Consider the following 11988-nt stretch of genomic DNA (forward strand, 5'->3'; position numbering starts at 1 on the left):
TTCCCTCCCTCCGCCGTTCCGGCCATCCGTGTCATACCCACGGCCCCACCGGGATGCCGCCTCGCCCCGGAGTGTGCAGGCTGGTGTCCCGGGCGGGGTTCGCATTCGGGTGATGCCCGCGCTCGGGCGGGGCTCGTGTCCGGGCGCCGCCGGTGAGAGGGAGAGGACGCCATGGGCAGGGGCGGTACGCGCGTGGCGGATTCCGACGGCGGTGGGGTCGCGCGACTGCTCGCGCGTCTTGCCCTGCTCTCGGTGGTCGGTTCGCTGCTCGTGCTCGTACTGGCGGTGGGGGAGGGCGGGCTGCTGGTCGTAGGGGCCGGACTCCTCGGACTCGTCGCCTGCGCCGCGGGTGTGTGGTGGTTCGTGGCCCACCGAGGGGCCGTGCGGCTGTTCGGGGCACTCGTCGCGGCGGCGGCCCCCATCGCCGTCGTGGTGCTCTTCACCTACAAGGGTCTGTGGCTGACAGCGGTGTTCCTGTGCCTGTGCTGGGCCGTGGCGCTGCTCTGCGCACGGGCGGCGCTGCGCAGATCGAGGCCGGAGAGGTCGTCGCGGGCGACCCCCGCGTCCCCGCCGGGACGACCGGTCCTGATCATGAATCCGAAGTCCGGGGGCGGGAAGGTCGGCCGCTTCCACCTGGTGGAACGGGCGGAGGGGCTCGGCGCGCGGGTGATCCTGCTCGACCCGGACGCCCCCGCCGATGTGGCCGAGCTGGCCAGGGAGGCGGTGGCCGGGGGCGCGGACCTGCTGGGGGTCGCGGGCGGCGACGGTACGCAGGCGCTGGTCGCGGCGGTCGCCGCCGAGCACGACCTGCCGTTCCTGGTGGTCTCCGCCGGTACCCGTAACCACTTCGCCATGGACCTGGGCCTCGACCGCTCGGACCCGTCCCGCTGCCTGGACGCGCTGACCGACGGCGAGGAGCTGCGGATCGACCTCGGTGACGTGTCCGGCCGGGCGTTCGTGAACACGGTGTCCTTCGGGGTGTACGCCGATGTCGTCCAGCACCCGGAGTACCGCGACGACAAGACGGGCACGGCGCTGGCCATGATGCCGGACCTGCTGCTCGGCGACGGGGTGGGACGGCTCGACGCGCGGGTCGACGACACCGCGCTCTCCTCCCAGCAGGCGCTGCTGATCAGCAACAACCCGTATGTCTCACCCGACGAACTCAGCGGCTCGGGCCGCCGGTCCAGCCTCGACGACGGCGAGCTGGGCGTGGTCGGCATCCGGGTGGAGGACGCGGCTCAGGCCGCCGACCTGGCCGTACGGGGCTCGCAGTCCACGGGGCTGACCGTCATGAGCGCACAGCGGGTCGAGGTGACCGCCGAGACGGACGAGATCCCGGTGGCGGTCGACGGCGAGGCCCTGCGGATGCCCACTCCGGTGGTGTGCACACTGCGCCCGGGGGCGCTGCGGGTCCTGGTACCCCGCGACCGTCCGGGCGTCCCGGTACCCGTACCGCCGGTGAGATGGCGCCGGATCTTCGCCCTGGCCTTCGGCGGTGACGAGGAGACGGGGTGAGATGCCGCCCCGTGGCAGGGTCCGTCAGCCGGCTGCGGTGTCCTCGTCCGCCTGCTCGGCGCCCTCGGCCGCGTGCACCTTCTCGCGCATCTTGCGCACCAGCTCGGCCTTCTGGTCGGCGGCACCCTGGCGGTCGCGGTTGCGGTGCGGACCGTTGTTCTGCCGTTCGGCGCGGGAGAGCTTCTTGCGCGGGCCGCCGCCCTGGCCCACGGGGTTGTTGATGTTCTTGCTGTCGGTCACGGGTTCTCCCGGTGGTGATGTGAAGTGATTTACGGATTCACCGGTGGGACGTTACCCGCTTCCGCCGGCCCCGGGCGCCAAGCCCTTCACCACCCCGGCGCCGACCGGCCCGCGGCGAGTACTTCCGATACGGGCCGACGGCCTCCGCACGGGGTGTGCCGAGGCCGCCGAGACATGACGGGTGAGTCTCAGTTGAGCGGGCCGAACATGACCGCACCGGCAGCCTTGGGGTCGTTGCTGCTCCAGACGTCACGCGCCGCGTTGACGAACTCGTCGACGCTGACGAAGCCGTCGCCGTTGAGGTCGATGCGCGCGAAGGTCTCCGCGCTGAGGTGCCCGTCGACGCCGAGGGCCCGGTAGGTCCGCTCGGCACTTCTCGTAGAAGCTGCCCTTGCGGTAGCTCTCCACATCCCGCGGCGAACACCTGCCGTACGAGCTCGGGGGAGTTGAGCACGTACACCTGCACCGGCCCGACGCGGATGCGCGCGATGCCGCCGAGCGGGCTGGATCGACTGCAGCAGCCCGACCGGGTCCCGCAGCAGTGGCAGGGCGTGGCCGAGCAGCGGCAGTCCGCCCGGCGCCGTGAGCACCACGACTCGGGGGGTGATCAGCGAGGTGGTCATCGGGCCCCCTCGGCGTCGGCGTCGGCCGACGGGTGCGTGATTCCGGTGGCACCTTGGTGGTGCGGGCGCAGCGTCGAACCGCTCGGGGTCGGGGAACAGGTCCGGCCGGTGATGCAGGATGTACGGGCTGACGAGGATGTCGGAGCCGGCCGGGATCCGGTGTCCGCCCAACCCGGTGGCGGTCACGGTGGTGCGGCTGAAGATCCAGGCGGCGGGTGTGATCCGGAAGGACTCGGCGACGACGTCGGACAGCGTCCTCCCCTGGGACTCCGGAAAGGTCAGCGGCAACCTGCCCAGGCCCCGCCGATACCACCGCGGCCTCCAACGCGCCCTCTACCTCTCCGCCAAGGTCAGCGGGTTCTTCTGCCCCGTCTCGAAGGCGTACTACGACCGGGAGAGGAAGGAGGGCAAGAGACACAAGCAGGCTGTGATCGCCCTCGCCCGCCGACGCGTCAACGTCCTGTGGGCCATGATCCGCGACGGAGCGTTCTTCCAGGCCGTAGCGCCTGCCGAGGTGGCCACCTGACGTTCCGGCCGTGAGGGTGGTGTGAGGCGAGTTCCGGACCCGCCGCCCGTTGGGCGGGCCTGCTAGTTGGCGAGGCTGAAGTCGCCGCCGATCGGCGCGGCGATCTTGTCGACGCCGGTCAGTGCGGTGAGGGTGGTCACGGGGGTGAGACTGTCGGTGGTGGTGCCGTTGCCGAGCTGGCCGGAGCCGTTGGCGCCCCAGGAGCGGACCGTGTTGTCGCCGAGCAAGGCGATGGTGTGCTCGCGGCCTCCGGCGACCAGCTGGACGCCGGCCAGGCCCGGCACCGGGACCGGGGTGATCCGGTAGTCGGTGGTGCCGTCGCCGAGCTGGCCCGAGGTGTTCTGGCCCCAGGCGTGGAGGGTGTTGGTGGTGCCGGTGACGGCCAGGCTGTGGTTGCAGCCGGCGGCGATCCGCACGACCTCGCCGGACCAGGTGTCCTGGGTCTTGACCGGGGCATAGCGGTTGACGGTGCTGTTGTCACCGAGTTGGCCGGTGGCGTTGTAGCCCCAGGCCATCACCACGCCACCGCCGTTGGCCGGGCCGACCAGGGCGAGGTTGTGGTTGGCCCCGGCGGCGATCCCGGCGACTCCGGTCAGGTCGTTCACGGGGGCGGGGACGTTCCTGTTGGAGGAGGTGCCGTCGCCGAGCTGGCCGCTGATGTTGTAGCCCCAGGCCCAGACGGTGCCGTCCTCGCGCAGGGCCACGCTGTGGTTGAGCCCGGCGGCGATCGCGATCACCTTGTTCAGGCCCTCGACCCGGACCGGGACGCTGCTGTCCATGTTGGTGCCGTTACCCAGCTGGCCGTAGTTGTTCTGGCCCCAGGCGACGACGGTCTGGTCGGCGAGCAGGGCCAGGCTGTGCTTCCCGCCTCCGGCGATGTCGGTGGCGTTGGACAGGTTGACGACCTGGCCGGGCGCGTTGTGGCTGAACACGGAGCCGTCGCCGAGCTGCCCCGAACCGTTCGCGCCCCAGGACTGCACCGTGCGGTCGGTCAGCAGCGCCAGCCCGTGGCCGGTGGCCGAACCGCTGCCGCCTGCGGCGATCTTCACCACCTCGGCACTGGTCAGTCCGAGCACGGTGGTGGCGGTGGTACGGAAGTCGGTCCAGGTACCGTCGCCGAGCTGCCCGGCCCGGTTGTTGCCCCAGGACTTCAGCCGCTTCTCAGCCATGTGATGCCTTCCTGATCAGTAACACGTAGGGAGGGAGCACGGTCTTGAGACTGCCGCGACCGTGATCGGTCCTGGGCCCAGCCCGACACCCCCGCTCGGTCACTGTATGTCGCGGGCTCACTGCGCTATGTGATTGGCGTGATCTTGCTCGATCTTCTCCGCCTGAGGTGCTGACTGTGACCGCAAACGATCACCGAACACTCTGCGGCCAGCCGATCATCCGAATTGCCGCTGGCGAGCGGAGCCCGAAGCGCACAACCTCCGCGATCCTCCTTGACACCAGGATTGGGAAGTTGCCGGCGGGGGCGGTGCCCCAGACCTGAACGCCGCCGATGGTGGCGGTGACCTTGGTCCAGTTCCCGTACGTGGTCTGCGCGGGCCCGAAGGAGTAGTCGTCGGACCGGTCGAGAGGCTGCCAGTCGGAGCGGTGGAAGCGTAGCCGTACGTCCCCGGTGTCGGCGCCCGGTGCCAGGGAGCCGGCCCCCGCCGTGAACCCGGCCTCCAGGTACCGGTCCGCCGTGGCGGTGGAGTTGGCCGGCGTGCCGAACGTACCCGTCTGATGCGTGCAGCCCTTGACGGCCCGGTCGCAGGCGTAGCTGTACGAGGCACCGGGGTCGGCCTTGAAGTAGTAGCACAGCTTGACCTGGCTCAACGGGATGTTTGTCGTCCCGGTGTTGACCACGGTGAACCAGGGTGCGGCCTGGTCGGTGCCCGCGCCGCCGTGCCGGCACCGGACGGCGATGCTCTCGTCCGCGACGGCGGCCGGGAGGGCGGTCAGCGCGGTGGCGCCGAGACCGATTCGTGAACCTTCCCGGCGGAGAGTTCCTGATGGGCGACAGATTCGGTGAGGGCTACCCGTCGGACGGAGAGCAGCCGTCGCACCGGGTGGAACTCACCCCCTTCGCCATCGCCGCCACCACGGTCACCAACGCCCAGTTCGCCGCCTTCGCCGCCGCGACCGGCCACCGCACGGACGCCGAGCGCTACGGCTCGTCCGCCGTCTTCCACCTCGCACTGCGCGCCCGCGCCCGGGACGTCAGAGGGCAAGCTCCCCGTACCCCCTGGTGGCTCGACGTCGTCGGCGCCGACTGGGCACACCCCGCCGGCTCCCTCTCCCATGGGGAGGAGGTTCCGGACCACCCTGTCGTGCACGTGTCCTGGGACGACGCCGTCGCCTACTGCCACTGGGCCGGCGCCCGCCTGCCCACCGAGGCCGAATGGGAGCACGCGGCCAGGGGCGGGCACCCCGGTCGCCGCTACCCCTGGGGCGACACCCTCACCCCCGATGGCGAGGACCGGTGCAACGTCAGGCACGGCACCTTCCTCACCCACCACACCCTGAGCGACGGCCGCCTCACCACCGTGGCTGACGGTGAGCGTGGCGATGTCCCCCCCCACAGTGGACGGTTGGCTCGTGACACGTACCAGCTGAGCGTGGCTGCGGTGGGGTTGTGCCCGGCGCCCGCGAGGGCCGGACGCCCCGACCCGGCCTTGTGCCGATCTCACTGTCCGTGACGGGCGTCGGCTCTGTCTGTCTCTCGTGGACGGCCAGTCGCTTCTCCCCGCATCCTCCCCAACGCTCGTGCAGCAGATGCAGAAGCAAGGTGCGTGCGCGCTGTGGGCGGGGTTGTTCGTTCCCTAGAGCCAGTCCCGCCGCTTGAAAATCACGTACAAACTGGTACAGACAATCCCCATCAAGCCGATCGCGAACGGATATCCACCCGTCCAGTGCAGCTCCGGCATGGAGTCGAAGTTCATTCCGCAGATCGTCCCCACGAGTGTGGGCGCGAAGAGAATGGCGGCCCAGGCCGAGATCTTCTTGAAGTCGTCACCCTCAGGGCGCTGACCTGTGAGGATTGCCCTATGAGGTGCGTTGACCTGCGGCTTTGCTTGTTTCCGATGCTTTCACGGTGACGCCGTTTTACGCAGTCGATTCCCCCCCGCCGCTCCCCCAAGCGGCTTACCAGCCCGACGTGTACGCCCGCACCCTTCGCCTCGCCCTGCCGCCCCTGTCTCGTCCGCGCATCGAACACCTGGACCTGCACCGGAGCAGTCGGCACATCGACGTCCGGTACTCCTGGAACACCGGCCCCGGCCGCACCGCGGCCATCTCCCGCGCCCTGCACGGTCTCTGCGGAGAGAACGGCAGCAGCCTGGAGGAGATCCACGCCTTCCTCGCCCTGCGCATCCTCGGCGTCATCCCGCCCTCCCGGCTGTCCGGACACGACCTCCTGCTCGTCCTGATCAAACTCGCCGAGAGCCAGGCCCCGCGCACGACGCTCGACACCTTCTTCACCACCACGTCGGCCCCTCACCCCCACCTTGGTGAACGGAGCAGCAATGTCCCTGCATCTGCTTGAGACCCCTCTCCAGACCCGCCCGCTCCAGGGCCGCAACGCCCTCGTCACCGGCGGCGCCACCGGCATCGGGGCCGAGATCGGGCGGGCACTCGCCGCCGCCGGAGCGACCGTGGCGATCAACCACCTGGGCCAGGACCCCGACGCCCACGCCCTCCTCGCCGCCTTCGAACGCGCGGGCAGCCCCGGGATCGCGGTCAACGCCGACCTGACCGACCCTGGCTCCGTCCGGACCATGGCCGACCTCGTCCGTACCGAGATCGGGCCCGTCGACATCCTGGTCAACAACGCCGGCTCCTACCCCCGCGTCGCCTGGCAGGACACCGACGAAGCCGCCTGGAACTACTCCCTCGACGTGAACCTCACCGCCCACTACCGCACCTGCCACGCGTTCACGCCCGGCATGGTCGAGCGCCGCTGGGGGCGGATCGTGAACATCGGCAGCGTCAACGCCCGTGCCGGCCGGACGAACCTCGTCGCGTACAGCACCGCGAAAGCCGGGCTGCTGGGCCTGACCCGCTCTCTCGCCCGGGAACTGGGCCCGTACGGGATCTGCGTCAACACGGTCCTGCCCGGAGCCATCCAGGTCGAGGCAGAGAACGCCCTCCCCGCCCGGCACCGTGCGCGGCCAGAGGACGAGATCAAGCGCCAGTGCGTCCCGCGCCGTGGCCGGCCCGAGGACGTCGCAGCCCTGGTGGCGTTCCTCGTGGGCCCCTCTGCCTCGTTCATCACGGGGCAGTCCGTTCACGTCGACGGCGGCTGGCTGCTCCACTGAGACCGTCAACAAGCAAGGAGACGAACCGAAATGATCGAACGAGTCCGCGCCGTCCTCGTCACCGCCGACGACACGATGCTGGTCATCCGCCGAACCAAGCCTGGCATCCCCGAGTACTGGGTTCTGCCCGGCGGCGGCGTCGAGCCCAGTGACGCGTCCCGGGAGGCCGCCCTCCACCGGGAGATCCATGAGGAGATCGCGGGAAAGGCCGACATCATCCGCCTCCTCCACACGATGGAGACCGACGACGAGCGCCAGCTCTTCTACCTCGCCCGCATCGTGACCTGGTCCTTCGACGACCGCACCGGTCCCGAGTTCAGTGCCGAAGGCCGAGGCGAGTACGCGCTGGAGGAGGTCCCACTGACCCTGGAGGGGCTCGACGGCATCGACCTCAAGCCCGAGGAGATCGCCCACGTGCTGAGGGGAGCCGTCGGCGGCGGAAGCCTCGGAGCCGAGGCGTCGCTCTGAGCCAGCGTGTACGTCGTCCTGCCGCAGGGACCGGCTCTGAGATGAGCCGGTCCCTGCAGCCTTCCGAGGTCAGCGCGGGGAGCCCGGAGGCGGCTCCTCGTCCTGCCCCGGCAGCAGCCGCAGGGCGAGGACCGATCCGTCGGCATGGACGGAGACGGGGCCGCCCCAATCCTTGTCGAAGGTGAGGCGGGGGCGGACGTGGCGGCTCGCGTGGACGAGGGCGCGATACTCCTCGACGTCGCCCCGGGCGAGCAGACGGAAGACCTCCGCGTCCACGCCGGAGAACGCCTCGACGCGAGGGCCGCTCAGACGGAAGACGTGATCGGTGCCGACGTACTCGTTACCGAAGAGAGTGTGGGCGGCGTCCTGGATGCTCATGCTGGCCGCGCGCTCGAGGCCGGTGAACCGTTTGCGGCCCTGCCGATCGGTCAGGTGCCGGGCGGTGGCGTGGCCGGATCCCGTGAAGGCCATGAACCCGGCCGCCGTGGTGTGGGCCAGTGACTCCTGGAACCAGGCGTAGTCCTTCGCCTGCACGTGGCAGCACCGTACGGGTTCCGGTGCCACCAGGCCCTCGGTCGGCGGGTGGATGTCAGGCATCACGTTCGCCTGGAACGGTGGGGCGTTCAGGTTCGGCTCACGGCCTTTCCCCACCTCGGCGAGGTGGCGCTCAGGGACGTGTCCGCAACCGTCCTGCGCGGCTACATCGCCACCCTCGAAGGCGAATGCGCACCCCGGTATGCCCGGCAGATCCTCACCTCTCTCTCGAACATCCTCGAGACGGCGATCGACGACAAGCGGCTCGTCCGCAACCCCATGCGCGCCAAGTCGGTGCGTTGGCCCAAGGCGCCCGAGGATCAGCGGGAAGCATGGTCCCTGGAGACCGCGCAGTGCGTACGGGACGTCATCAACCCGCGCTACCGGATCGCGGTGGTTCTCGCCCTCGGGTGCGGCCTACGTCAAGGCGAGGTCTTCGGCCTCTCGCCGCAGGACGTCGACTTCGAGCGTGGTGTCATCCGCGTGCGACGGCAGGTTCAACTGCGCAACGGTCGCTTGTACTTCACACTGCCCAAGGGCGGGAAGACGCGTGTCGTCGACATGCCCCGCTCGGTCGCCGCAGAGCTGGCCGCCTACTTCCCGCAGTGTCCGGCCGTGGAGGTCGAGTTGCCTTGGGGCTGACCGGAGCCCGAGCGGGAGACGAGCCCTCCCGCTTGTCCTGACCACGACGTACGGGAACGCCATCCGGGCGAACATTTTCAACGTCGAGGTGTGGAAGCCCGCGCTCGCGACAGCCGGGGTCATCCCCATGCGGGAGAAGGGCGGGAGCTGGAAGGCGTCTCGCAAGGACGGCTTCCACGTCCTTCGGCACACGTACGCCTCGATCATCCTTGAAGCCGGAGAGTCAGTGGTCACCCTCGCCCGATGGCTCGGCCACTCCAGCCCGACCATCACCCTCGACCACTACGCCCACTTCATGCCCGAGGCCGGCGGCAAGGGCAGGGCAGCCGTCGACGCGCTGCTCGGCGTGGTCCCCGAGTACGTCCCGGAAAACCTCACCTTGCCGTGAGCGAGCGGGGGCACAGCACACGCTGTGCCCCCGTTGTCGTTGGGCTGCCTGCTGGATTCAGCCGGCGAGGCTTTTGCGGCGGACCCGCATTCCGTACTTCGTTCCCTCGGGTCCACCGCTGCTGCCCCAGCCGACGCTGGTGGCGACGTCCCATCCCCTCTGTGCCTTCATCTGGGCCGCGAAGGTTCGGATGTCGTGGATCGCGCAGCCGCAGTCCAGCGAGACGTCGATGCTCAGGCATGGGCTACGGGGATTGTCGTTTCCGTACGAGGTCTCCTCCCACCGCACCTCGTGGACGTGCTCCTTGAGGCCGGTCCGCTCCTCGTCGTGCTTGATGCCGTGGGCCTTGGCGTACTCGTCCAGGTCGTCGATCACGAACAGGTGGCTGGACCACTCGCCGGGCCAGACCGCGAAGAGCCGCGAGCTGCCGGCCGGAGCTCGTTCGTAGGCAGCACGGTCAGCCCCGTGTGTCACTCTGCCGTCTTCGTGGACCTCGATGTAGCACGTCGTATGTGCGGTGTACGGGAAGTCCCTTCCCGCAGCCGCTGCACTCCTCGGTTCCAACCGGCCCTCCCTATGTGCGATGCCCCGCGTGGAAGTCAACAGCATCCAGGGATCGGTCGGCAGGGCTTCGCCCGGCACTCTCGGTGACCACCGACTCTCACTTGCCTGTGGGACCGTTCCCGTGGTGGCCGCAGAACTGCAAGCAGGGGGCAGCAGGCGTCCACTCCCCAGCGCCGCGCATTCTCCCCAGATTCTCCCCAGCGGGAGTTGGATTGGGGGGCGGATCGTTGCTGGTCAGGAGCAGGCCACGAATGCTGCCCGTGTCGCGCGGCGTAGCCACCTCGCATGTCGGGAATCGATGGTGTCATCTAGAGGAGGTCGGCAGCTGCATCGGTCGTGGTGTGGTGCCCCGGGCCGGCGCCGGGGCAAGCCCAGCGTCAGGCCTGACACGGTCATCGCAGGCAAGGCGTACTCGCCCCGGGCTATCCGCCAGGTCCTGCGCAGGCGGGGCATCCGGGCTGTGAGCCCGGAGCAAGCGGGCCAGAAGGCCGACCGCCTGCGGCGCGGACAGGCCGGAGGCAGACCACCGGGCCGACGTCGGCGCGTACGTCGAGCGTGTTCTCGGCCCCGTCCTCGCCTACGACACCGAGCGCGGCACCGAACTGGTGCGCCCCCTGCACGCCTACTACGACCAGGGGGCCAACCTCCCGCGCGAAGGACGCCCTCCACGTCCACGTGAACACCGTCGTTCAGCGCCTCGACCGCGTCGGGCAGCTCCTGGGCCCCGACTGGAACACCCCGGCCGGCGCCCTGGACATCCACCTGGCGCTCCGCCTCCACCACTCTCGTCCGGCACGGGCGGCCACTGAACCCGGCGGGTCAGGGGGCAGGCTGCGGCGATAACGCCGAGACCGTCCTGCACACCGCCTACCAGGAGCTCTACACCCTCGCCGGGCGCGGCCCGCTGACGTTCACCGGGCCCGCGTTCGTCCGCTTCCACGGCCTGTGCGACGACGAGAACGCGACCCTCGTCGAGGCGTGCCTGCCGTTCTGGACGGACGGCGCGCAGCCGGCGGAGGAGCTGCCGGAGGGCACGTACGTGAAGGACCTCCCGGAGAACTCCGCCGCCTGCGTGGAGGTCGCCGGCGAGGCCGCCGCCTTCCCCGCCATCCTCACCGCGTACGACTCCGCCGCCTCCTGGATCACCGACCACGGCCTCGCCTTCGCGGGCCCGGTCCGGATGGTCCACCGGCGGTGGGCGGGAGCCGTCGGACACCCGGACAACCGGGTGGAGATCGTGTGGCCCTTCGAGGAGAGGAGCGTAGAGGCCTGATCAAATCGCGCCATCACGATCAGGTGTCCTGACGGCTTCTCAACTTCCTTTGTCATAATCCTACTTGTAGGTTCCGGGCGTGCGGCGGATCGTCGCGCGACCGACGGGGAGGCGGGGCTGCCATGGCAGCGGGGGATCCCGATCTGAGAGTGCCCGAGGACGACGGGCTGGCCAAGCTGGCCGGCGACCTGGACTCCATGCAGCGGCATCTCGACAACCAGGTCCGGCGGATGGACGGGATCGTCGACCGGATCCAGGCCCGCTGGCGCGGCGCCACCGGGGACGTCTACCGGACCCTCCACACCGAGGCCGCGCAGGACGCCGTACGCATCCGGGAGCACCTGCGGCTCCTGGAGGAGGCGGTCCGGTTCAGCCGGAACGGGTTCAGCGAACAGGAGCTGGAGGTGCTGTCCCGGCTGCGGAAGCTCCAGGGCCAGATCGACGTGGCCCGGGAGGCGAACGCCCTCCAGGCGCCGCCGCCGGGCGCTCCGGCCGCCGAGTCCGCGCCCGTCCCCCGCAGCCGTATCGAAGACGTGTAGGGGGAGGAGCGGACATGGCGGGCGACGACCGGATAGCCGTGGACATCACCGCGTTACAGGCGATGTCCGGGGAGCTGGAGGAGATCCTCCGGAAGCTGAACGAGCAACTGGCCGAGCTGTACGAGCGCACCGAACGGGTGGTCCTCGGCTGGCAGGGCGAGGCCCGCGAGGAGTTCGTGATCACCCTCGACCGGTGGGCCAAGGACATGGAGGACCTGAAGGCCACGCAGGCCTGGTTGCACACCTCGGTGACCACCTCCCACGCCAACTACTCGGCCGCCCACCAGGCGGTCCTGCGCGGCTGGGGGGCCGCCTGATGGCCACTCCGCCGCCGCCCACGGGGGGTAGTGGGAACGGGAGCGGGAACGGGCA

At 70.2% G+C, this 11988-nt stretch carries 16 protein-coding genes and 5 pseudogenes; 13 read left to right on the forward strand and 8 right to left on the reverse strand.

Going from position 1 to position 11988, the window contains the following annotated elements; all coding sequences use genetic code 11:
- Positions 1 to 171: 171 nt before the first annotated feature.
- Positions 172 to 1518 carry a diacylglycerol/lipid kinase family protein gene (locus V4Y03_RS27525; RefSeq protein WP_443079829.1) on the forward strand — a complete coding sequence of 449 codons (1347 nt, stop codon included), beginning with the start codon at positions 172 to 174 and terminating at the stop codon, positions 1516 to 1518.
- Between the two features lie 24 nt (positions 1519 to 1542).
- Here the strand turns inward: V4Y03_RS27525 and V4Y03_RS27530 are convergent, their stop codons facing one another.
- From V4Y03_RS27530 to V4Y03_RS33950, 3 genes and pseudogenes are all read right to left on the reverse strand, one after another.
- Complete coding sequence (locus V4Y03_RS27530; protein WP_332436654.1) at positions 1543 to 1758, reverse strand: DUF6243 family protein; 216 nt, start codon at positions 1756 to 1758, stop codon at positions 1543 to 1545.
- Between the two features lie 188 nt (positions 1759 to 1946).
- Positions 1947 to 2381 carry an EF-hand domain-containing protein gene (locus V4Y03_RS27535; protein WP_332436655.1) on the reverse strand — a complete coding sequence of 145 codons (435 nt, stop codon included), beginning with the start codon at positions 2379 to 2381 and terminating at the stop codon, positions 1947 to 1949.
- Positions 2382 to 2513: 132 nt separating this feature from the next.
- A pseudogene (locus V4Y03_RS33950) lies at positions 2514 to 2669 on the reverse strand (cytochrome P450); the annotation flags it as partial.
- Here V4Y03_RS33950 and V4Y03_RS27540 point away from each other — a divergent pair.
- Positions 2638 to 2907: pseudogene (locus V4Y03_RS27540) on the forward strand (IS110 family transposase); the annotation flags it as partial. The pseudogenes V4Y03_RS33950 and V4Y03_RS27540 overlap by 32 nt on opposite strands.
- A gap of 62 nt (positions 2908 to 2969) precedes the next feature.
- Here V4Y03_RS27540 and V4Y03_RS27545 read toward each other — a convergent pair.
- Together V4Y03_RS27545 and V4Y03_RS27550 are read right to left on the reverse strand one after the other, a co-directional pair.
- Entirely contained in the window at positions 2970 to 4076 is a 1107-nt protein-coding gene (locus tag V4Y03_RS27545) for an RCC1 domain-containing protein (protein WP_332436657.1), read from the reverse strand.
- 190 nt (positions 4077 to 4266) lie between these two features.
- Entirely contained in the window at positions 4267 to 4917 is a 651-nt protein-coding gene (locus V4Y03_RS27550) for a cellulose binding domain-containing protein (protein ID WP_443079892.1), read from the reverse strand.
- Between V4Y03_RS27550 and V4Y03_RS27555 the strand changes: the two genes are divergently transcribed.
- The gene (locus V4Y03_RS27555) at positions 4905 to 5591 is read left to right on the forward strand and encodes an SUMF1/EgtB/PvdO family nonheme iron enzyme (protein ID WP_332436658.1); all 687 of its coding nucleotides are present in this window, start codon (positions 4905 to 4907) and stop codon (positions 5589 to 5591) included. The genes V4Y03_RS27550 and V4Y03_RS27555 overlap by 13 nt on opposite strands.
- A gap of 123 nt (positions 5592 to 5714) precedes the next feature.
- On the opposite strand, the pseudogene V4Y03_RS27560 reads toward V4Y03_RS27555, so the two are convergent.
- Positions 5715 to 5957, reverse strand: a pseudogene (locus V4Y03_RS27560) (CorA family divalent cation transporter); the annotation flags it as partial.
- 92 nt (positions 5958 to 6049) lie between these two features.
- Here V4Y03_RS27560 and V4Y03_RS27565 point away from each other — a divergent pair.
- The 3 genes from V4Y03_RS27565 to V4Y03_RS27575 are packed head-to-tail and all read left to right on the forward strand — an operon-like array spanning position 6050 to position 7676.
- Positions 6050 to 6436 carry a hypothetical protein gene (locus tag V4Y03_RS27565; protein WP_332436659.1) on the forward strand — a complete coding sequence of 129 codons (387 nt, stop codon included), beginning with the start codon at positions 6050 to 6052 and terminating at the stop codon, positions 6434 to 6436.
- Positions 6417 to 7208, forward strand: a complete 792-nt coding sequence (locus V4Y03_RS27570; RefSeq protein ID WP_332436660.1) for an SDR family NAD(P)-dependent oxidoreductase — start codon at positions 6417 to 6419, stop codon at positions 7206 to 7208. The genes V4Y03_RS27565 and V4Y03_RS27570 overlap by 20 nt, the downstream gene beginning before the upstream one ends.
- 30 nt (positions 7209 to 7238) lie before the next feature.
- Positions 7239 to 7676, forward strand: a complete 438-nt coding sequence (locus V4Y03_RS27575) for an NUDIX hydrolase (RefSeq protein WP_332436661.1) — start codon at positions 7239 to 7241, stop codon at positions 7674 to 7676.
- Between the two features lie 69 nt (positions 7677 to 7745).
- Here V4Y03_RS27575 and V4Y03_RS27580 read toward each other — a convergent pair whose 3' ends face one another.
- Complete coding sequence (locus V4Y03_RS27580; RefSeq protein ID WP_332436662.1) at positions 7746 to 8273, reverse strand: hypothetical protein; 528 nt, start codon at positions 8271 to 8273, stop codon at positions 7746 to 7748.
- 78 nt (positions 8274 to 8351) lie between these two features.
- Here V4Y03_RS27580 and V4Y03_RS27585 point away from each other — a divergent pair, with 78 nt between their 5' ends.
- On the forward strand, positions 8352 to 8852 hold the full coding sequence (locus V4Y03_RS27585) for a site-specific integrase (RefSeq protein WP_332436663.1): 501 nt from the start codon (positions 8352 to 8354) through the stop codon (positions 8850 to 8852).
- A gap of 88 nt (positions 8853 to 8940) precedes the next feature.
- Positions 8941 to 9240 (forward strand): tyrosine-type recombinase/integrase, encoded by a 300-nt coding sequence (locus tag V4Y03_RS27590; RefSeq protein ID WP_332436664.1) that lies wholly within the window; start codon positions 8941 to 8943, stop codon positions 9238 to 9240.
- A gap of 57 nt (positions 9241 to 9297) precedes the next feature.
- Here the strand turns inward: V4Y03_RS27590 and V4Y03_RS27595 are convergent, their stop codons facing one another.
- On the reverse strand, positions 9298 to 9714 hold the full coding sequence (locus tag V4Y03_RS27595) for a hypothetical protein (RefSeq protein ID WP_332436665.1): 417 nt from the start codon (positions 9712 to 9714) through the stop codon (positions 9298 to 9300).
- Positions 9715 to 10148: 434 nt separating this feature from the next.
- Between V4Y03_RS27595 and V4Y03_RS27600 the strand changes: the two are divergent.
- From V4Y03_RS27600 to V4Y03_RS27620, 5 genes and pseudogenes are all read left to right on the forward strand, one after another.
- Positions 10149 to 10360, forward strand: a pseudogene (locus V4Y03_RS27600) (IS5/IS1182 family transposase); the annotation flags it as partial.
- Positions 10332 to 10647: pseudogene (locus V4Y03_RS27605) on the forward strand (PucR family transcriptional regulator); the annotation flags it as partial. The pseudogenes V4Y03_RS27600 and V4Y03_RS27605, both read left to right, overlap by 29 nt.
- Positions 10648 to 10843: 196 nt before the next feature.
- Positions 10844 to 11077, forward strand: a complete 234-nt coding sequence (locus V4Y03_RS27610) for a hypothetical protein (protein ID WP_332436666.1) — start codon at positions 10844 to 10846, stop codon at positions 11075 to 11077.
- Between the two features lie 122 nt (positions 11078 to 11199).
- Positions 11200 to 11616, forward strand: coding sequence for a WXG100 family type VII secretion target (locus tag V4Y03_RS27615; RefSeq protein WP_332436667.1), 417 nt, complete (start codon positions 11200 to 11202; stop codon positions 11614 to 11616).
- Between the two features lie 14 nt (positions 11617 to 11630).
- Entirely contained in the window at positions 11631 to 11933 is a 303-nt protein-coding gene (locus tag V4Y03_RS27620; RefSeq protein WP_317876768.1) for a WXG100 family type VII secretion target, read from the forward strand.
- Positions 11934 to 11988 lie beyond the last annotated feature (55 nt).

This window comes from Streptomyces sp. P9-A4 (assembly GCF_036634195.1).
Taxonomy (GTDB): Bacteria; Actinomycetota; Actinomycetes; order Streptomycetales; family Streptomycetaceae; genus Streptomyces.